The 20065-nt window shown below is 62.0% G+C and carries 15 protein-coding genes; 5 read left to right on the top strand and 10 right to left on the bottom strand.

What is annotated here, in order from left to right; all coding sequences use genetic code 11:
* Positions 1 to 243: 243 nt before the first annotated feature.
* The 4 genes from AC3CCE_RS17680 to AC3CCE_RS17665 are packed head-to-tail and all read right to left on the bottom strand — an operon-like array spanning position 244 to position 4318.
* Positions 244 to 885 carry an ABC-type transport auxiliary lipoprotein family protein gene (locus AC3CCE_RS17680; RefSeq protein ID WP_444849047.1) on the bottom strand — a complete coding sequence of 214 codons (642 nt, stop codon included), beginning with the start codon at positions 883 to 885 and terminating at the stop codon, positions 244 to 246.
* A gap of 37 nt (positions 886 to 922) precedes the next feature.
* Positions 923 to 2296, bottom strand: coding sequence for an MlaD family protein (locus AC3CCE_RS17675; RefSeq protein WP_352624627.1), 1374 nt, complete (start codon positions 2294 to 2296; stop codon positions 923 to 925).
* A gap of 14 nt (positions 2297 to 2310) precedes the next feature.
* The gene (locus AC3CCE_RS17670) at positions 2311 to 3129 is read right to left on the bottom strand and encodes an ABC transporter ATP-binding protein (RefSeq protein ID WP_488377171.1); all 819 of its coding nucleotides are present in this window, start codon (positions 3127 to 3129) and stop codon (positions 2311 to 2313) included.
* Between the two features lies 1 nt (position 3130).
* Positions 3131 to 4318 (bottom strand): MlaE family ABC transporter permease, encoded by a 1188-nt coding sequence (locus tag AC3CCE_RS17665; protein ID WP_023708615.1) that lies wholly within the window; start codon positions 4316 to 4318, stop codon positions 3131 to 3133.
* 77 nt (positions 4319 to 4395) lie between these two features.
* Between AC3CCE_RS17665 and dgcA the strand changes: the two genes are divergently transcribed.
* Complete coding sequence (gene dgcA, locus AC3CCE_RS17660) at positions 4396 to 5379, top strand: N-acetyl-D-Glu racemase DgcA (RefSeq protein WP_352624625.1); 984 nt, start codon at positions 4396 to 4398, stop codon at positions 5377 to 5379.
* Here dgcA and AC3CCE_RS17655 read toward each other — a convergent pair.
* Both AC3CCE_RS17655 and AC3CCE_RS17650 read right to left on the bottom strand, forming a co-directional pair.
* Positions 5350 to 6564, bottom strand: coding sequence for an MFS transporter (locus AC3CCE_RS17655; protein ID WP_023715970.1), 1215 nt, complete (start codon positions 6562 to 6564; stop codon positions 5350 to 5352). The genes dgcA and AC3CCE_RS17655 overlap by 30 nt on opposite strands.
* Before the next feature lie 104 nt (positions 6565 to 6668).
* Positions 6669 to 7484: a UDP-2,3-diacylglucosamine diphosphatase gene (locus AC3CCE_RS17650; protein ID WP_352512644.1), complete on the bottom strand. Its 816-nt coding sequence runs from the start codon at positions 7482 to 7484 to the stop codon at positions 6669 to 6671.
* Between the two features lie 120 nt (positions 7485 to 7604).
* On the opposite strand from AC3CCE_RS17650, the gene AC3CCE_RS17645 reads away from it, so the two are divergent.
* Positions 7605 to 8384, top strand: a complete 780-nt coding sequence (locus AC3CCE_RS17645) for an SDR family oxidoreductase (protein ID WP_352512646.1) — start codon at positions 7605 to 7607, stop codon at positions 8382 to 8384.
* Positions 8385 to 8543: 159 nt separating this feature from the next.
* Entirely contained in the window at positions 8544 to 10868 is a 2325-nt protein-coding gene (locus AC3CCE_RS17640; RefSeq protein WP_352512648.1) for an NADP-dependent malic enzyme, read from the top strand.
* 5 nt (positions 10869 to 10873) lie between these two features.
* Here AC3CCE_RS17640 and AC3CCE_RS17635 read toward each other — a convergent pair whose 3' ends face one another.
* Complete coding sequence (locus tag AC3CCE_RS17635) at positions 10874 to 11494, bottom strand: DUF1287 domain-containing protein (RefSeq protein WP_352512650.1); 621 nt, start codon at positions 11492 to 11494, stop codon at positions 10874 to 10876.
* Between the two features lie 203 nt (positions 11495 to 11697).
* On the opposite strand from AC3CCE_RS17635, the gene AC3CCE_RS17630 reads away from it, so the two are divergent.
* Positions 11698 to 12891, top strand: a complete 1194-nt coding sequence (locus AC3CCE_RS17630) for a DUF2865 domain-containing protein (protein WP_352624622.1) — start codon at positions 11698 to 11700, stop codon at positions 12889 to 12891.
* Here AC3CCE_RS17630 and gltX read toward each other — a convergent pair.
* A complete protein-coding gene (gene gltX / locus AC3CCE_RS17625) occupies positions 12809 to 14182 on the bottom strand; it encodes a glutamate--tRNA ligase (RefSeq protein WP_352512654.1) in 1374 nt (457 codons plus the stop codon). The two genes, AC3CCE_RS17630 and gltX, sit on opposite strands and share 83 nt — an antisense overlap.
* 731 nt (positions 14183 to 14913) lie before the next feature.
* Between gltX and AC3CCE_RS17620 the strand changes: the two genes are divergently transcribed.
* Entirely contained in the window at positions 14914 to 18678 is a 3765-nt protein-coding gene (locus tag AC3CCE_RS17620; protein WP_352624620.1) for a vitamin B12-dependent ribonucleotide reductase, read from the top strand.
* A gap of 70 nt (positions 18679 to 18748) precedes the next feature.
* Here the strand turns inward: AC3CCE_RS17620 and AC3CCE_RS17615 are convergent, their stop codons facing one another.
* Both AC3CCE_RS17615 and AC3CCE_RS17610 read right to left on the bottom strand, forming a co-directional pair.
* The gene (locus tag AC3CCE_RS17615) at positions 18749 to 19534 is read right to left on the bottom strand and encodes a hypothetical protein (RefSeq protein ID WP_156933979.1); all 786 of its coding nucleotides are present in this window, start codon (positions 19532 to 19534) and stop codon (positions 18749 to 18751) included.
* Positions 19535 to 19999 (bottom strand): DUF488 domain-containing protein, encoded by a 465-nt coding sequence (locus tag AC3CCE_RS17610; protein ID WP_031246558.1) that lies wholly within the window; start codon positions 19997 to 19999, stop codon positions 19535 to 19537.
* Positions 20000 to 20065 lie beyond the last annotated feature (66 nt).

Genomic DNA, 20065 nt, shown 5'->3' with positions numbered 1-20065 from the left:
GCTGCCCCTCATCCGCCTGCCGGCACCTTCTCCCGTATAGCGACGGGGTGAAGGGAGATGGCATCAGCCTCGCCGCCCATACTGCGACGGTGACAATTGGCGAAATCATTGGCGATGGCGTTCTTTCTCACTATACGGGGAGAAATGCCCGGCAGCGCAATGAGGGGCAGCGCGAACCTGCGATATTTGGTCGAGTGCTGGTTTAACGCGACGAACGATCGTTCGAAGCCTCGCCGGGTTCGCTCAGATCACCGAGTCCGTCCAGCCCACGATATCCTTCGCCGCCTCGCCGAAGGCGCTGTCGAGCGCGTTGACATAGGCCGGATTGCCGCTGCCGGAGACGGGAGCGGATGCGGTGAAGCTCTTCGAGGCGCGCACCTCGCCGTTGCGGTCGTTCAGGATGCGCACGAAGAGATTGACCTCGGCATGCTCGCCACCATTGACGCGGACTTCGAAGGAGCGGATCTCGACGATCACCTGGTAGTCGATAGCCAGCCCCTCGCCCGGCTTGCCGACGCCGGCAAAGCTGCCGGAGCGCTGGAAGGTTTCGGCGAGCCTCGCCTGCACGATCAGCGGCAGCCGGTCGGCCCATTGCGCGCCCTTGAGATACTGGATCGAGCGATCTGACGGCTTGATGACGATGTTCTGGCTGTCCAGCGCCTTGAGCGCGGAGGGCTGGGCGATCAGGATCTGGCGGCGGCTGTGGCCATGGGCGTCGATCGACGGGGCGGACAGCTCGAACGTATCGAGCGGCGCCGGCTTGCCTCCCAATGCCGCGCAACCAGCCAGCGTCAAGCCAAGCAAAACGACTGCCGATCTATACCCACCCAACCCGAACGTCACGCGTGATCCCCACTGTCCCCGGATCGTATGATGAATCCGCATCCGCGGTCCATGTAATTGCTGCGGGCGGGCACGGAAGTCAACGCCGTGCCCTGCCATCGAACTGCCGGACCTCGCCGTCGCCGCCCGACAGGATGCGCTGCGGGTTGCGGCTGAGATCGGTCACCGCCTCTTCGATGCGGCTGATCGAACGCCGGCTGTCCTGGACCAGCGCCTCGACATTCGACAGGCCCTGGCCCGAGAAGCGCGCAATATTGTCGGTGATCGTGCCAAGCCGGGCGTTCAGCGTGTCGGCGACCTGCTTGAACGACTTCAGCGTGTCCCTGGCATCGGCCATGACGCCGTCGGCCTGGCCCGAACCGAGCAGCGTATCGACCCTTTTCAGGATGCCGTCGACGCGCACCGAGGCATCGTTGAGGCGCGACGCAAGCTGTTTGGCGTCCTTGATCGTCTCGTCGATGTCGTCGGCCCGGTCGGCGAACTTGTCGGTCACCTTGGCGATGTCGGCGGCGGCCTTGTTGGCGTTTTCGCTGGCCTTCTGAATGTTGGCGAGCGCCACGCGCACTTGTGCCGGATCGATGCCGTCGAGCACATTGTCGACCTTTGCCAGCGTGCCTTGCGTGCGCTTGGCGAAATCGTTGACCGAGCCGACCGCGGTATCGACGTTCTTGATCACGCCATCGAGCTGTCCGCTGGTCTCCTTCAGATTGGCCGTGACGGCGTCCACATTGGCGACGATGCTCTTGATCTTGTCCTTGTCGACGGCATTGAGCAGGCCTTCGGCAGCCTTCAGTGTGCCGTCGAGCTTGCCGGAAACACCCTTCAACTCGTCCGACAGCGCGCTGACGGCGGTCAGGAACTTGTCGATGCCGTCGGCATTCCTGGCCAGCGCATCGGAAAATGTCTGGGCGTTCTTGACGGTCTGGGTCAGCGGCCCGCGCACATCCCTGGTGAAACCTTCGAGTTCGGAAAGCACCTTGTCGGCACGGGTGAAGATATTCTGTGCCGTTTGCAGCAGGTTGGTGACCGCCGATGGATTGGCGATGATCTCGGCGGTCCTGCCTTCCTTTGCCGCCTCTTCCAGCAGGTTCGGTTCCTTGGGATCGGCGCCCTTCAATTCGATGTTGACCTGGCCGGCAAGGCTGGCGATGCCAATATCGGCCTGCGTCGATTTGGTGAGCGGCGTTGTCTGGTCGATCTCGGTCGTAGCAATGGCGGCATTGGGGTCATTGCGGTCGAAATAGACCCGCTTGACCACCCCGACCTTGACGCCGTTGAACAGCACCAGACTGCCGGGGCCGAGGCCGGAGGCCGAACCCTGAATGCGCACGCGCAGCTCCGCCGTCTCGCCGCGATCACCGATCTGGGCGGTCCAATAGACGAACCCGAACGCCGCCAGGATTGCAGCCAGGGTGAAAATGCCGACAATTACGTAGTTGGCTCTGGTTTCCATTGCCCCACTTATGTCTATGCGCGCGCGGCAAGATCAAGTTGCCGAGCGCGTTTTCCGCGGAAATAGGATTTGACCCACGGTTCTTCGCTTTTCAGCATGTCGTCGATCGTGCCTTCGACCAGGATTTTCTTGTTGCCGAGCACCGCCACGCGGTCGCAAGCGGTAAACAGCGTGTCGAGATCGTGCGTCACCATATAGACCGTCAGATCCATCGTATCGCGCAGCTTGACCACCAGTTCGTCGAATTCGGACGCGCTGATCGGGTCGAGGCCGGAAGTCGGCTCGTCGAGGAAGACAATGTCGGGGTCGAGCGCCAGCGCCCGCGCCAGGGCGGCGCGCTTGATCATGCCGCCCGAAAGCTCCGAGGGAAATTTTTGCGCGGCGTCCGGCGGCAGGCCGACCAGTTCGATCTTGAGCAAGGCCAGCTCGTCCATCAGTTTCTTCGGCAGATCGAGATATTCGCGCATCGGCACCTGCACGTTTTCCTGCACGGTCAACGCCGAAAACAGGGCGCCGTGCTGGAAAAGCACGCCAAGCCGCATATCGATGCGCAACCGTTCGATGTCGCTGGCCTTTTCGAGGTCGAGACCAAACAGCTTGATCGTGCCGGACTGCTTGTGCAGCAGGCCGAGAATCGTGCGCAGCAGCACCGATTTGCCGGCGCCCGAGGCGCCGACGAAACCGAGGATTTCGCCGCGCTTGATGTCGAGCGCCAGTTTGTCGAGGATCAGCTTGTCGTCCAGGGAAACGGTGATATCGCGCACCGACAGCACGATATCGTCTTCTTCCATTCCCTGCACAGCTTTGGTCGCCTTTGAGTTTCTGTGCATCATGTCAGAACTCGATCGATGCGTAGAAGATGGCAAAAAGGCCATCGAGGATGATGACGACGAAGATCGATTTCACAACCGAGGCGGTGACGTGCAGACCCAGCGATTCGGCGCTGCCGCCGACCTTCATGCCTTCTACGGAAGCAATGGTACCGATGATCATGGCCATGAACGGCGCCTTGATCAGCCCGGCGAAGATGGTGCTGATATCGATTGCCCCGCGCAGCCGGTCGATGAAGGCCGTCGGCGCAATACCGGAATAAAGCCAGGCGGCTAGGATGCCGCCGCCAAGAGCGGCAAAATTGGCGACGATGGTGAGACAGGGCAGCGCGATCACCAGCGCCACCAGGCGCGGAAACACCAGCACGCCGATCGGGTTGAGGCCGATGACCTTCAGCGCGTCGACCTCCTCGCGCATCTTCATCGAGCCGATCTCGGCGGTGATGGCGCTGCCGGAACGGCCGGCGATCATGATGGCGGTCATCAGCACGCCGAGCTCGCGCAGGATCAGCACGCCGACCAGATCGACAACGAAAATGTTGGCGCCGAAATAGTTGAGCTGGTAGGCGCCCTGCTGGGCGACGATGGCGCCGACGATCGCCGACATCAGCACCACCACGGGGATGGCGCCGACACCCATGCGATCGATCTGGTTGAAGATCGCCGCCGGATTGATGGCATGGCCGCGCCCGAGCTTCATCTGGGCGCCGCCGATGGTGGCGCCGAGGATGTTCATCGAGGCGAGGAAATCGTCGCGCATCTCATAGATGCGGCGGCCGACCGCCTCCAGCCCGCGGAGGATGATGTTGGGGCGCCGGACGCCGCGCGATTCGGGCTCGCGCCGGACAGCTTCGCCAACGGCGCCGAGCAGGATCGAGGCGACATCGCTTTGCCCCTGCATCTTGATCTCGACACCCTTCTTTTCGAAGACACTGACCAGGCGATCGATCAGCCAGGCTCCGGCGGTGTCCATCTTCTCGATGTGGGAAAGATCCAAAGCGAGCGTCTGGAAGCCTTTGCGCTGCTCGATCTTGCGCATCTCGGCGTCGATCAGCGCCACTGTGGTCGTCGTCCAGATGCCGGAGAAAGCGCAGCCGAGGACGCCGCCCTCCTCGCCGACCGCAACGCGGGGCTGGTGGTCGGCCTCCTTGGCGGCGTTGCCGCTTGCGTCGCGTTTGCCGATGGTCAACATGGCGTCCTGTTTAGCCTGACGGGTCGTACCTGTCGATTTGCCGACGACGCGTTGTCGCATAGCCGGAGCAGAAAATTATGGCGCGTGTCATTTCGGTTGAGGCCGAGCGTTTTCCCATTGCCGGCACCTTCACCATCTCGCGCGGGTCGAAGACCGAAGCCGAAGTCATTACCTGCACGATCAGCGATGGGGACAATCGCGGATGGGGCGAATGCGTCCCCTACAAACGCTATGGCGAGACCATGGAGGGGGTGCGCGACGCCATCGAGGCCATGCGCCGGCAGATAGAAGGCGGCATCAGCCACAAGGACCTGCTCGATGCGATGCCGGCGGGTGCTGCCCGCAACGCCATCGATTGCGCCTTGTGGGACCTGGAGGCCAAGATCAGCGGCGTTGCGGTCGCGGACGCCATCCACGCTGTGCCCTTGTCGGCGCTGGAGACGGCCTACACGCTGTCGCTAGGCGAGCCGGAGGCAATGGCGGCGCAAGCCCGCGCCAATGCCGGGCGGCCGCTGCTCAAGGTCAAGATTGGCGGCGACAACGACATGGCCCGCATCCGCGCCGTGACCGAAGCGGCGCCCGACAGCCGCATCATCCTCGACGCCAATGAAGGCTGGACCGATGCCAACATCATCGAGAATCTCGCTTTCGCCGGCGAACATGGCATAGCCCTGATCGAACAGCCGCTTCCCGCCGGCCATGATGCCATCTTGCGCCACATCGCGCATCCGGCGCCGATCTGCGCAGACGAAAGCCTCCACGAGGCGAAGGACCTCGAAGCGCTTGTCGGCCTCTATGACGCCGTCAACATCAAGCTCGACAAATCCGGCGGCCTGACCGCCGCCCTTACCCTTCGCGACCGCGCCCGGGAGCTGGGATTCGGCGTGATGGTCGGCTGCATGGTCGGCACGTCGCTGGCGATGGCGCCGGCAGTGCTTTTGGCGCAAGGCGCCGACTTCGTCGACCTCGACGGTCCGCTGCTGCTTGCCCGCGACCGCCAGCCCGGCCTCGTGTACCAGGGGTCGCTGGTGTCACCGCCTGACAGGATGCTGTGGGGCTGAACGCGCGGCGAGCCCGATCAGCGCCAGGCCGATGATGGCGATCGGGATCATCGCCAGGAAGCCGTCGACGCCGTAGCGCTCGTAAAGCGGGCCGGACGCCAGCGTCACCGCCGCCATGAAGAAGCCGTTGAAGAAATAGGCAATGCCTTGCGCCGCACCCGTGCGTTCTTCCGAAACCGTTTCGCCGATCATCTTCTGCAGGCCGATCAACACCATCGCCACCGACACCGAATGCAGGGTCTGGACGCCGAAGAAACCGGCAACGCCAAGCCCGAGTGGCCAGATCAACGGAAAGGCGATCCAGCGCACGATGGAGCCGACGCCGGCGATCAGCATCACCTTGACGACTGAGACGGAGGCAAAAATACGGTTGAAAAACACGAACATGCAGACCTCGGCCACCACGCCCCAGGCCCACAGCAGGCCAACGACGGAATCGCTGATGCCGACCGATTTCCAGTAGATTGAGACAAAGCCGTAGAGGAAGGCATGGCTGGCGGTGATGATGCCGACGCCGAGGGTGAAATACAGGAAATACGGATTGAGAAGGCTCGGCGCCTGATGCTGGATGTCGGCGGCAGATAGCGGCGAAGCGCGGCGCGGGCGGCCAAGCCGCGGCGCCAGCAATCCGGCGACGAGCGCGGCAGACAGCGCCGCAAAGATGATTACCGGCACGGCCTGCGGGCTCGTCCAGGCCAGGATAAAGCCGCCTGCGACGTTGGCGCAGAGATAGGATATCGAGCCCCATTTGCGCATCGCGGTGTAGTTCGAGCCGAAGCGGCGCACGCCCGACAGCGCGAGCGAATCGGCGATCGGCGAATGCGGCGTCCACACCACCGTCAGCGCCAGCGATACGGCAAGCACCGCCGCATAGGTGGGAGTGAGGAAATAGCCGGCGGAAAGCACCATCGTCGCGGCCACCAGCGCGATATAGACATCGGCCCTGTCCTTCGCCCGGTCCGCCAGCGCGGTCAGCAGCGGCGTCGTCACCACGCGCAGGAACATCGGCGCCGCCAGGATGATGGCGATCTGCTCGGCGTGGAAACCCTGGGCATGCAGCCACAGCGGGAAATAAGGCACATGCGTTCCCAGCGACACGAATAATGTCGCGAAGATCAGACTCATGCGCAGTTCGAAATGGCGCGGCTTGACGAGTTGTTCGGGCGAGAGCGGCGGCAGCGACATGAATCGATCCAATTACGCTGCACAAAGGGCTGCAACGCAGATCGATCCCTTAACATGCGCGAAAGCGGTCCGAAACTGCCTGGGCCAGTCGATTAACAGGAGGGTTATGCCGCTTCGACGACCCTGTCTTCGATCAGCAAGGGGATGAACGGCTCGTCCGGTGCTTCGGGCAGCACCAGCGCCCAGTGGATGATCTCCATCTTGCCGTCGAAATGTTCGACCACCGCCGTGCAGCTCTCCACCCAGTCGCCGGTGTTGATGTACTGCACATCCTCATAAGTCTCGATGGCGGCGTGATGGATGTGGCCGCAGATGACGCCGTCGACATGCGAGCGGCGGGCCTCCTCGGTCAGCACCGTCTGGAACGAGCCGATGAAGTTCACCGCCTTCTTGACCTTGACCTTGGCCCAGGACGAGAACGACCAGTAGGGAAGGCCGAGCATATGGCGGAGCCTCGTCACCACGCGGTTGACCACCATCGCGGCGTCATAGGCGTAGTCGCCGAGGTAGGCCAGCCAGCGTGCATTGTGGACGACGGTATCGAACTGGTCGCCGTGGATGACCAGCAGGCGCCTGCCATCGGCGGTTTCGTGGATGGCGCGGTCGGCAACGACGATGCCGCCGAAATGCACGCCTTGGAACTGGCGCGCGAATTCGTCGTGATTACCGGCGATATAGGTGATCGAGGTGCCCTTGCGCGCCTTGCGCAGCAGTTTCTGGACGACGTCATTGTGGCTCTGCGGCCAATGCCAGCTGCGCCGCAGCCGCCAGCCGTCGACGATATCACCGACGAGATAGATGATATCGGCGTCGTGATACCGCAGGAAATCGATCAGGAACTCGGCCTTGGCCGCCTTCGATCCGAGATGCAGGTCGGATATGAACATGCTGCGGAAAGTGCGGGTTTCTGTACCGGACATCAGATCGTCACCGTTGCTTTCGCGCAGGCTATGCCTCGATTCATGCAACAACCGTATGACGGTTGCGATTGGGCCAGCCAAAGGGCTAGCGTGCCGCGCCATTCACAGGAGAAAATCGTCATGGATCTGGGCATCAAGGGCAAGAAGGCCATCGTCTGCGCATCGAGCAAAGGGCTGGGCCGCGGCTGCGCCATGGCGCTGGCCGAGGCCGGCTGCGATCTCGTCGTCAACGGCCGCAATGCCGAGCTGCTGGCAAAAACCGCAGCCGAACTGCGCGAACGCTACGGCGTGAAGGTGACCGAGATCGTCGGCGACGTCTCGAAACCCGACGTGCAGCACGCGCTCCTTGCCGCCTGCCCCGACCCGGATATCCTGGTCAACAACAATGGCGGCCCGCCCTTGCGCGATTTCCGCGAACTCGACCGCGCAAAGATCCTCGAAGGCGTGACGCAGAACATGGTGACGCCGATCGAACTGGTGCAGGCCGTCATCAACGGCATGGCCATGCGCGGCTTCGGCCGCATCGTCAACATCACCTCGCTGTCGGTCTACGTCCCGATTCCGGGCCTCGATCTGTCGTCCGGCGCGCGAGCCGGGCTGACCTCGTTCCTGGCCGGCGTGGCGCGCACGGTGATCGACCGCAACGTCACCATCAACAGCCTGCTGCCGGGCAAGCTCGACACCGACCGGCTGCGCGGCCCGCATGAGGCCGGCACGATGGAAGACCCGGCAGCGGCCGCAGCGCGCAAGACCCGCATCAGCGCCGACGTTCCGGCCAAGCGGCTCGGCACGCCGGAAGAGTTCGGCCAGATCTGCGCCTTTCTGTGCTCGGTCCATGCCGGTTATCTCACCGGCCAGAACATCCCCGTCGATGGCGGCCTCTATGTCAGCGCGTTCTGAAGGGCTCGATGGATAATCGGCAGGATTTCAGCGCAATCATTTGAAATAGTTCGATCTTTCCGGACCGGGTTGTTTTAGCCGCCCTTGCGTCATTTGGCGTCGCGAAAAACCATTTTTGCGTGCTAAAAGGCTGCAAAGCAGGTTTGAGGGAGCGGCCGCATGGAAGGCGAGAACAAGAAAACGGCACGTTCGGACCTCGACGAAGCCGCCCTCTACTTCCATAAGCATCCAAGGCCGGGAAAGCTCGAGATCCAGGCGACCAAGCCACTCGGCAACCAGCGCGATCTGGCGCTGGCCTATTCGCCTGGTGTTGCCGCCCCCTGCCTCGAAATCCGCGACAATCCGGCGACCGCCGCCGACTACACGGCGCGCGCCAATCTGGTCGGCGTCGTCTCCAACGGCTCGGCCGTTCTCGGCCTCGGCAATATCGGCCCGCTCGCCTCCAAGCCGGTGATGGAAGGCAAGGCGGTGCTGTTCAAGAAATTCGCCGGCATCGACGTCTTCGACATCGAGATCGACGCGCCGGGCATAGAGCGCATGGTCGAGACGATCTCGGCGCTGGAACCGACATTCGGCGGCATCAATCTCGAGGACATCAAGGCGCCCGAATGCTTCGAGGTCGAGGCGCAGTTGAAGGCCCGCATGGGCATTCCCGTCTTCCATGACGACCAGCATGGCACCGCCATCATCGTCGCCGCCGCGGTGCTCAACGGGCTGGAATTCGCCGGCAAGACCATTTCCGACATCAAGATCGTCACCTCAGGCGCCGGTGCGGCAGCGCTCGCCTGCCTCAACCTGTTGGTCTCGCTTGGCGCCAAGGTAGAGAACATCTGGGTCACCGACCGCTTCGGCGTCGCCTACAAGGGCCGCACCGACGAGATGGATCGCTGGAAAGACCCATATGTGAAGGACACCGAGGCGCGCACGCTGGCCGATGTGATCCCTGGCGCCGACGTCTTTCTCGGCCTGTCGGCCGCTGGCGTGCTGAAGCCGGAATTGCTTGATCATATGGCGCCTAAGCCGTTGATCCTGGCGCTGGCCAACCCCAATCCCGAGATCATGCCGGAGGTCGCGCGCGCCGCTCGTCCCGACGCGATGATCTGCACCGGCCGTTCCGATTTCCCCAATCAGGTCAACAACGTGCTTTGTTTTCCTTACATCTTCCGCGGTGCGCTGGATTGCGGCGCCAGCGCCATCAACGAGGAGATGAAGATGGCCGCGGTCAGGGCAATTGCTGCCCTTGCCCGCGAGGAACCATCCGACGTCGCCGCCCGCGCCTATTCCGGCGAGACGCCGATCTTCGGACCCGACTTCCTTATCCCCTCGCCCTTCGATCCCCGCCTGATCCTGCGCATCGCGCCGGCGGTGGCCAAGGCTGCCTGCGACACCGGCGTCGCGACCCGGCCGATCACCGACTTCGCCGCCTATATCGACCAGCTCAACCGCTTCGTCTTCCGCTCCGGCCTGGTGATGAAGCCGGTGTTTTCGTCGGCCAAGGCTTCGAACGCCAAGCGCGTCATCTATGCCGACGGCGAGGACGAGCGCGTGCTGCGCGCAGCCCAGGTGGTGCTGGAGGAAGGCATTGCCGAGCCGATCCTGATCGGCCGCCCGCACGTCATCGAGGTCAGGCTGAAGCGCTACGGCCTGCGTATCAAGCCGGGCGTCGATTTCGGCCTGATCAACCCGGAAGACGATCCGCGCTACCGCCATTATGTCGACCTGTTGATCGAGCTTGCCGGCCGGCGCGGCGTGACGACGGAGGCCGCGCGCACCATGGTGCGCACCGACAATACGGTGATTGCGGCACTGGCCCTCAAACGCGGCGACGCCGACGCCATGATCTGCGGCCTCGAGGGCCGTTTCGAGCGGCATCTGCGCAATGTGACGCTGGTCATCGGACCACGCGCGAGCGTCAAGGACCGCGACCTGTCGACGCTGTCGATGCTGATCTCGCAGCGCGGCATCATCTTCCTCACCGACACCCATGTCTCGGTCGACCCGACGGCCGAGGAAATCGCCGAAATGACCATATTGGCGGCGGAGGAAATCCAGCGCTTCGGCATCGAGCCGAAGGCAGCGCTGCTGTCGCATTCGGATTTCGGCTCGCGCGATTCTCCCAGCGCGCTGAAGATGCGGCAGGCAGCGGCGATCCTGGCGCGCGTTGCGCCCGACCTGCAATGCGACGGCGAGATGCATGCCGATTCAGCCCTGTCGGAGCATCTGCGCCAGCGCGTCTATCCGCATTCGCGGCTGAAGGGCGAAGCCAATCTCCTGGTGTTCCCCAACCTCGACTCCGCCAACATCACGCTGACCGCGCTGCGCACGATGATGGATGCGCTGCATGTCGGCCCGATCCTGCTTGGCACCGACAAGCCGGCGCATATTTTGACGCCGTCGGTGACGTCGCGCGGCGTCGTCAATATGACGGCGCTGGCGGTGGTCGAGGCGGCGCACAAGGCGCAGGCGGTGGTTAATTTCGGCTGAGTTTCTCACGCAGGCACGAAACGGTAATGCCCGGTCTGCCTGAAGGCAAACAGCGTGTCCTCCTCGCGGGCGCCCGCCCCGATATTGTGGATGACCAGCGCTCGTTCCGGCACGTCCGCCGAGCGTTCGGATGAGACGATGACGATGTGCGGCAGGTTGCCGGGCAGCATCTGGGTGACGATATCGCCCGGCTGAAAGTCGGGAGGATACTCGCTGGCGGGCAAGGAAACTCCCTTGCGCCCGAAAAAAGCGGCAAGATTGCCGACCCGTCGGTGGTCGATGTTGCGGTCGGTCGCTTTCAGGCCCCAGGTCTTGGGATAGGCGGCGAAATTGGCGGCCATATCCTCATGCACCAGTTTCTGCAGGTCGAGATTGAAGGCGCGGCGATAGGCGCGCACGATGACATCCGTGCACACGCCCCTATCCGGCGCGACGTCGCCGCCGGGATAGCCGAGGCGGACATAGGCCGGGTCGTAGAAGGTGGTGACGCCGATCTGCTCACGCGCGGCTTCGACCAATTTGCTGCGCCAGTCCGGAGCGGCCGGATTTTCCTGCGCCCGGGCGGCGGGCGCCGCCAGGCACAACAGACCGAACTGCAGCGCGGTTCGACGGGTAATCGCGATCATGCCAGCTCCCCGGGGCATTGCTGGATCGTGGGATAATTCCGGGGCGATTGCGCCTTTTTCATGCAGCGGTGAGATCGCACAGTTGCGGCCCTATCCAAACGCCTCCTGCAACGCCTCTATGGGCTAAGACCATCTTTGGTTGTAGATTGAGGGAACGGTTAACCGCGAATCCGGTAGACAGGCAAGCAAGCGGGGTTCGGGCAATGACGGGCGGACGATGGAGGCTGAAGCACCTGGCTGCGCTGCTCGGCGCGCTTGTGCTTTCGGCCGTCGCCACCACTGAACCGCAGGCCGCCTCCCGCGTTTGCCGTCAACTGGAAGCCGAGCTTGCTTCTTCATCGAATGGCGGCGGCAATTCCAGCATGGTGCGGAAGTATGACAAGGCCATCTCCCGCCAGTTCGAACAGCTATCAAAGGTGCGCGGTCGTGCGAGCGATGCGAATTGCGGGTTTTCGCTGTTTTCGCGCAATGTCAGCCAATGTGCTGCGCTGAACAGCAGCATCGATCGCATGAACGCCAATCTCGATGCGTTGCAAGCCAAGCGCGCGCAGCTTGCCGGCGGCTCGCGGCGCGACCGCGGCCGCATCCTGGCCGCGCTCGACGCCAATGGCTGCCGTGACGAGCCCGCGCCGCGCCGGGAGCCGCTGCAGGAAGCCAGCCGCGAACCCGACGACGGCAATCTGTTCGACCAGCTTTTCGGCGGCAACCGGCAGATCGACACGCTCGATCAGCCCGATGATCCCGGCGAGGAGCGCAATGTGCGCCGGGTGCTCAATCAGCCCGGCGTGCCGGATTTCCCGACGGTTGGCGGCGAGTTCCATACGAGCTGCGTGCGCACCTGCGACGGCTATTTCTTCCCGATGTCGAACTCGGCTTCGCTCGGCGATTTCGAGCGCGACCAGAAGAATTGTGAATCGAGCTGCCCCGGCACCGAAATGCAGGTGTTCTATTCGCGCGGCATGGAAGACGATTCGGCCAACATGACGTCGTCGGTGACCGGCAGGCCCTACAGCGAGTTGCCGACCGCCTATCTCTACAAACAGCCCAACATGTCGCGGCCGCTGGCTTGTGGCTGCAATGCGCAGGCCGGAAATTTCGAGATCATCGGAGGCAACCCGCCACCGCCCGAGCAATCGCAGCCTGATACCGAGACAACGCCATTCATTCCGGTGCCGGCGGCCAGACCCGATCCGGGCGCGGATCCGGAGACGCTGGCGAACGTACAAGGCGGGCTCGACCGCGCCGCCATCAAGCGCCTTGCCGTCAAGCCGGTGGTGTCGCCGGTGTCGCTGATCCCGCCGGACCAGCGCAAGGTCAGGGTCGTCGGGCCAGCGTTCCTTCCCGACCCAGCAGCGGCAATAGATCTGCAAGCTCCGGCCCGGAAGCAAGTCCGGTAAGCGCCAGCCTGAGCGGCATGAACAGCGCCTTGCCCTTGCGGCCGCTGGCTTCCCTGATCCTGGCCGTCCAGTCTTTCCAGACCGTACCGGTCCACGGCTCTTCCGGCAACAGGTCGAAGGCCTGCTGCAGGAAGTCGCGATCCTCGTCGGAAAATTCCGGCGCCGGCTGCGGGCCGTCGGCAAGGATGCGCCACCAGCCGACCGCGTCGCTCAGCCGGTCGAGATTGCCGCGCACCGCCAGCCAGAACGGCTCGGCCTTGTCGCCGGAGATGCCGAGCACGATCAGCCGGTCCCGCGCCTCGGAAAAAGGCATGTGGTGCATGAGCGCACGATTGAGCACGAACAGCTCGTCCGGGTCGAATTTGGCCGCCGATTTCGACGTGGCGGCGGGATCGAAGCGCGCGGCCAGTGCCGGCATGTCATGCACCGCCGCGACATTTTCCGAGGTGCCGACAAGGACGGCCAGCGAGGCAACCGCCATCGGCTCGATGCCCTCCTCGCGCAAGCTCTCGATCGACAGCGCACCGCTGCGCTTCGACAGGCCCTCGCCCGAGGCCGTGGTCAAGAGATTGTGGTGGCCGAAGACAGGCGGCTCGGCGCCTAGCGCCTTGAACAACGCGATCTGCACGCCGGTGTTGGTGACGTGGTCGTCGCCGCGGATGACATGGCTGACGCCCATCTCGATGTCGTCGACGACCGAAGGCAGCGTGTAGAGATAAGTGCCGTCCTCACGCCGCAGCACCGGATCGGACAGTGAGGCCAGATCGACGGTTTCCTCGCCGCGCACCAGATCGTTCCAGTGCATTTCGGTGCGCTCGGGCTGCAGCGGATCGCTGGTGAAATTCGGCAGCAGAAAGCGCCAGTGCGGCCGGCGGCCATCGGAGCGGTATTCGGCGATCTGCTGCTGCGAAAGCGCCAGCGCCTCGCGGCCATAGACCGGCGGCAGGCCGCGCGTGCGGCGCACCTTGCGGCGCAGGTCGAGTTCTTCGGGGGTCTCGTAGCAGGGATAGACAACGCCGGCCCTTTGCAGCCGCTCCACTGCCGCGTCGTAAGTTTCGAAGCGCCGCGACTGGTATTCGGTGGCGTCGGGAAAAATGCCCAGCCAGTGCAGGTCGTAGAGGATGGCGTCGGAAAATTCCTGCCTCGAGCGGGCAATGTCTGTGTCGTCGAAGCGCTGGATGAAACGGCCCTTGTTGTTCATGGCAAACAGCCAGTTGAACAAGGCGGTGCGGGCATTGCCGATATGAATGCGGCCGGTTGGTGAGGGGGCAAAACGGACGGTAACTGTCATGAGCGGGGCGTAACGGATGCTCTTGGAATTGACAAGACGCGCCCCCGCGCGACGCCAAAGACATAATGCACGCCAGCTAAAATGAAAAGGCTGTGAGCCAGAATCCGGCCGGGCCTGTCTCGGGTGAACCGCTCACCAGCGGTCCACGCCGGCAGAATCGGCTTTCCTCAGCCGCTTTTTGTCCCCGTTATCCACATATGTGACACACAAGATGTTGGGGTCACAAAAGCTACGCAAACGAATCCTTGACGACGCAAACCGAGTCGCCTTTTATGTGCCATGTGCTCTTGTTGAGGGCGCGACCGGAGAGTTTCGAGCCCGGTCATTTTTCCCGGATTTTGTGCGTTTTGGCCATGATTTCTGCCTGTTTACGAGGCTGGCGGAAGCGTTGGATCGTGGGGGCTTCGGGAGCGAAAAGGGAGATTTGTCGGACTGGAATAAATTGTCTGTTAACACTATATTTAGTGTTTGCAGGCAGGTTCGACGCTAGATAGTGTGAATTTCCCTCGGTCGAGGGAATCGAGGAAAAATTCAGTTTTGAGGGACCCGCAGGGTTCGGCGCAGAGTTGGAACAGCGGCTTCGTAAGAAGCTCGACCAGCAAGGCGACGAAGACTGCCACAAGGAGAGCCGGTGTTTTCGAACGCCGGCAGACGGCGGACATGCGCGTTTCGCATTGGGGGCAGAAATCCCCGGGGAAAAGCGCTATATATAGACAAAAGGGACCGGACCAATGCGCATCGAGCGTCGTTTCACCAAGCCAGGCCAATCAGCTTACGCGGAGATCGAATTCCGCAAGGCGCTTTCGGAGATCAAGAATCCGGACGGCTCGGTGGTGTTCCGCTTGGACAATATCGATGTGCCGGCGCAGTTCTCGCAGGTAGCCGCCGACATCCTGGCGCAGAAGTATTTCCGCAAGGCCGGCGTGCCCGCGCGCCTGAAGAAGGTCGAGGAGAACGACGTCCCCTCCTTCCTGTGGCGCTCCGTCGCCGACGAGGCCGAGCTTGCCAAGCTGCCGGAAGCCGAGCGCTACGGTTCCGAAATCGACGCCCGCCAGGTCTTCGACCGGCTGGCCGGCACCTGGACCTATTGGGGCTACAAGGGCGGCTACTTCAAGTCGGAAGAAGACGCGAGCGCCTTCCGCGACGAACTCGCCTATATGCTCGCCACCCAGCGCGTTGCGCCGAACTCGCCGCAATGGTTCAACACCGGCCTGCACTGGGCCTACGGCATCGATGGTCCGAGCCAGGGCCACTATTATGTCGACCCGTTCACCGGCAAGCTGACCAAGTCGAAGTCCTCCTACGAGCATCCGCAGCCGCATGCCTGTTTCATCCAGGGCGTGCAGGACGATCTCGTCAACGAAGGCGGCATCATGGACCTGTGGGTGCGTGAAGCGCGTCTGTTCAAATATGGCTCGGGCACCGGCTCCAATTTCTCGATGCTGCGCGGCGAAGGCGAAAAGCTGTCGGGCGGCGGCCGTTCGTCCGGCCTGATGAGCTTCCTCAAGATCGGCGACCGCGCGGCGGGCGCCATCAAGTCGGGCGGCACCACGCGTCGTGCGGCCAAGATGGTCATTGTCGACGCCGACCATCCCGATATCGAGGAATTCATCGACTGGAAGGTCAATGAAGAGCAGAAGGTGGCGTCGCTGGTCACCGGCTCCAAGATCGTGAAAAAACATCTCGAAGCGATCATGAAGGCCTGCATCAATTGCGAAGGCCATGATGACGATTGCTTCGACCCGTCGATCAACACCGCGCTGAAGCGCGAGATCAAGGCGGCCAAGAAGTCGGCCGTGCCGGAGAACTACATCTACCGCGTCATCCAGTTCGCCAAGCAGGGCTACACCGCGATGTCGTTCAAGACCTACGACACCGACTGGGATTCCGACGCCTACCTCACCGTTTCCGGCCAGAACTCCAACAATTCGGTGTCGCTGAAGGACAACTTCCTGCGCGCCGTCGAGGACGACGCCGACTGGCATCTGACCGCCCGCAAGGACGGCAAGGTGCTGAAGACGCTGAAGGCACGCGACCTCTGGGAAAAGATCGGCTACGCCGCCTGGGCTTCGGCCGATCCGGGCCTGCATTTCAACACGACGATGAACGACTGGCACACCTGCGCTTCGGCCGGTGCGATCCGGGCCTCCAATCCGTGCTCGGAATACATGTTCCTCGACGACACGGCCTGCAACCTGGCCTCGATCAACCTACTCCCCTACCGCAACGCCGATGGCACGATCGACATCGCCGCCTATGAGCACACGGTGCGGCTGTGGACCGTGGTCCTCGAAATCTCGGTGATGATGGCGCAGTTCCCGTCGAAGGAGATCGCCAAGCAGTCCTACGAGTACCGCACGCTCGGCCTCGGCTATGCCAACATTGGCGGCCTGCTGATGACGTCCGGCATTCCCTATGATTCCGACGAGGGCCGCGCCATCTGCGCAGCGCTCACCGCCATCATGACCGGCACTGCCTATGCCACCTCGGCCGAGATGGCCGGCGAGCTCGGCGCCTTCGCCGATTACGACCGCAATGCGCAGAACATGCTGCGCGTCATGCGCAACCATCGCCGTGCCGCCTATGGCGAAAAGCAGGGCTACGAGAAGCTCGCCGTCAATCCGGTGCCGCTGGTCGCGTCCGACCTGAAGCAGCAGGAACTGGCCGCGCACGCCAAGGCTGCCTGGGACCGCGCCATCGAACTCGGCGAGGAGCATGGCTACCGCAACGCGCAGGCGACCGTGATTGCGCCGACCGGCACGATCGGCCTGGTCATGGATTGCGATACCACCGGCATCGAGCCCGACTTCGCGCTGGTGAAGTTCAAGAAGCTCGCCGGCGGCGGCTATTTCAAGATCATCAACCGCGCCGTGCCGGAAGCGCTGCGCACGCTGGGCTATTCAGAAAGCCAGATCGCCGAGATCGAGGCCTATGCGGTCGGTCACGGCAACATGAACCAGGCGCCGGCGGTCAACCCCGGCTCGCTCAAGGCGAAGGGCTTTACCGATGACAAGATCGCGGCGCTTAACGCAGCACTGAAGTCGGCCTTCGACATCAAGTTCGTCTTCAACCAGTGGACGCTCGGCGCCGACTGGGTGAAGGAGACGTTCGGCTTCACCGATGAGCAGCTCAACGACTTCTCCTTCGAGATGCTGCCGGCGCTCGGCTTCTCCAGGAAGGACATCGAAGCCGCCAACATCCATGTCTGCGGTGCGATGACGCTGGAAGGCGCGCCCTTCCTCAAGGCCGAGCATCTCGCGGTGTTCGACTGCGCCAGCCCGTGCGGCAAGATCGGCAAGCGCTCGCTGTCCATCAACAGCCACATCCAGATGATGGCGGCGGCACAGCCCTTCATCTCCGGCGCCATCTCCAAGACCATCAACATGCCCAACGATGCGACGGTGGAAGACGCCAAGGGCGCCTACATGCTGTCGTGGAAGCTGGCGCTGAAGGCCAACGCGCTCTACCGCGACGGCTCGAAGCTGTCGCAGCCGCTGAATTCGTCGCTGCTCGCTGACAGCGAGGATGACGAGGACGATGCGGTCGAGCAGTTGATCGCGGCGCCCGCTTCACAGCGTGCCGTGCAGGTCACCGAGAAGATCGTCGAGCGCGTCATCGAACGCCTCTATCGCGATCGTGAAAAACTGCCGAACCGCCGCAAGGGCTACACCCAGAAGGCAGTCGTCGGCGGCCATAAGGTCTACCTGCGCACGGGCGAATTCGATGACGGCCGCATCGGCGAGATCTTCATCGACATGCATAAGGAAGGCGCCGCTTTCCGGGCGATGATGAACAACTTCGCCATCGCCATCTCGCTTGGCCTGCAATATGGCGTGCCGCTCGAGGAATTTGTCGAGGCCTTCACCTTCACCAAATTCGAGCCGGCCGGCATGGTGCAGGGCAATGACGCCATCAAGAATGCGACGTCGATCCTCGACTATGTGTTCCGCGAGCTCGCCGTGTCCTATCTCGGCCGCCACGACCTCGCCCATGTCGACCAGTCGGATTTCGACAAGACGGCGCTCGGACGCGGCATCAACGAAGGCAAGGCGACGCCGTTCTCGAAGGGCCTTACCCGCGGCGCCTCGCCGGTCAAGTTGGTGTCTGGCTTAGGTGGCGAACCCAAGGGTTTTGCCGGATCGCCTACCGCGGCCCCTGCCCGGGTCACTCCAACTGCGTTCTCGGGCTCCAACGTGTTGGCGCTTAAACCAGCAAGCGACGAAGCCATCGCCTACAAGCGCGACTATGAGGAGCGAGCCAAGGAACTGGTCGAAGATATTGTTTCCGAGGAGGCTGCCGACCCCACCGGGTTGTTCACCGACGAAGCAGCGAAAGAAGCGGCCGAGGCAAAGGCGCTTGCCTCTACGCGGCGTCAGCAATCCTTGATGCAAGGCTACACCGGCAACGAATGCTCGGAATGCCACAACTTCACCATGGTACGGAACGGAACCTGCGAGAAGTGCGATACTTGTGGATCGACGAGCGGGTGCAGCTGAGGAAAGTCCTAGCGCTAAAACGCAACATCATCGGCCCGGTCGCAAGATCGGGCCGATTTCGTATAGGCCTTTAAAAAAGCGATTGTTGGATTTCGTTCTCAACTCCGTGGTCGAGCCGGATCACGCCATTAATTAGCCATTGCGGATAGGCTTTGTGAGTACCCATCGCGAGAACAAAACCTTTTCTCGAGTACTCAACCCCAAATCTTTCGGTCATCTTTTGAAGCGTGTCGGTCTCGCCATAGAGCCGTTGCCACTTGAGAAAAGTGGCTTCTATCTCCCAATCCTGACAAGTTCCTTCCCGCAACCCGTCCATCGTTTCGTATTTATATTTGAAAAGAAATGGAGCCGGCTCATACGGAACTAAGCTCTTATCCAGAAATCCAAACAGGCTATTAGCCTCCTGGTCATGCCACATACGAAATCGCGCTTTCTCGTCCTCAAATGTAGCGCGATCTTTTTTTTCAATCACGAATTCAGCATTCTTCGGTCGAACAAGCGCCAGACTTCGACCTTCCTCCAGTTCAGTGTTGAGGCTAGGAACGACATGCCGCGCTAAGAATTGAGCCCGTGATTTTTCGGACAAACTGCCTGTTATTACGAGAGATTTATGCTCTAGCCTTCGGCTCTCTCTTCTTTGGTCGCCTTTAGGAAGGCTCCAGCCGTACTCAATGGTATCCCACCGACCGAACTTCTGAGCATCTTCTAGCGTCCGGAAAGCTACTGGATATAGCCGAATCCAGTTACCGCTGAAATCTAGCCCTGCACAACAGACCAGCTCGCCGTGAGTTTCTCCAACTCGTGGCGCCGCCTTTACCAAAATCACTGCAGAGTCACGCCGAGAGAGAGATGCCAATCACGCAGCCTTTAGACGAAAGCCCTTCGGAACACCAATATTTTTAATTGAACTCTTCTTAACTTTCAATATCTCTTCACAAATAATCGATCGATGGCAGTCTTTGTGATCCCTTTCAAAACACATTAAACAAATGTTCTTTGTCTCCGCCTGCAGTGCTAATTCACGGATAATTTTCCCGGCTGCCTCATTTGCGATATGGTTTCTGAAGATGCGTTCAAACCGCGGACGATCACCGCTTCGAGCAGCCAACCGCCCCTCTCTGGGGTCACCAAGGATTTTTGTGTGCCTATAGTCGATCGAAGAGTTTTCGAGATGGCTCCTGAGCGAATTTTTGGAGAAGCCTGGTTTTCTCGACAAAGGTAGATCTCTCACGTCGACAAGCAATTCGACCTTCGCCGCCTTCAGTACGGATACGAAGTCGTCAATTTCAGAACCTTCATAGCCAATCGTCAGCAGCGCCATTGGTACATCTCATTGTCTGTTGTAGTGGTCATAGGCGATCAAACTTGTCCGAAGCGTGACGCACGA

This window comes from Mesorhizobium sp. P160187, assembly GCF_057766425.1.
Note: the sequence above shows the minus strand (reverse complement) of the source record. Positions and strands in the feature narration are given on the sequence as shown.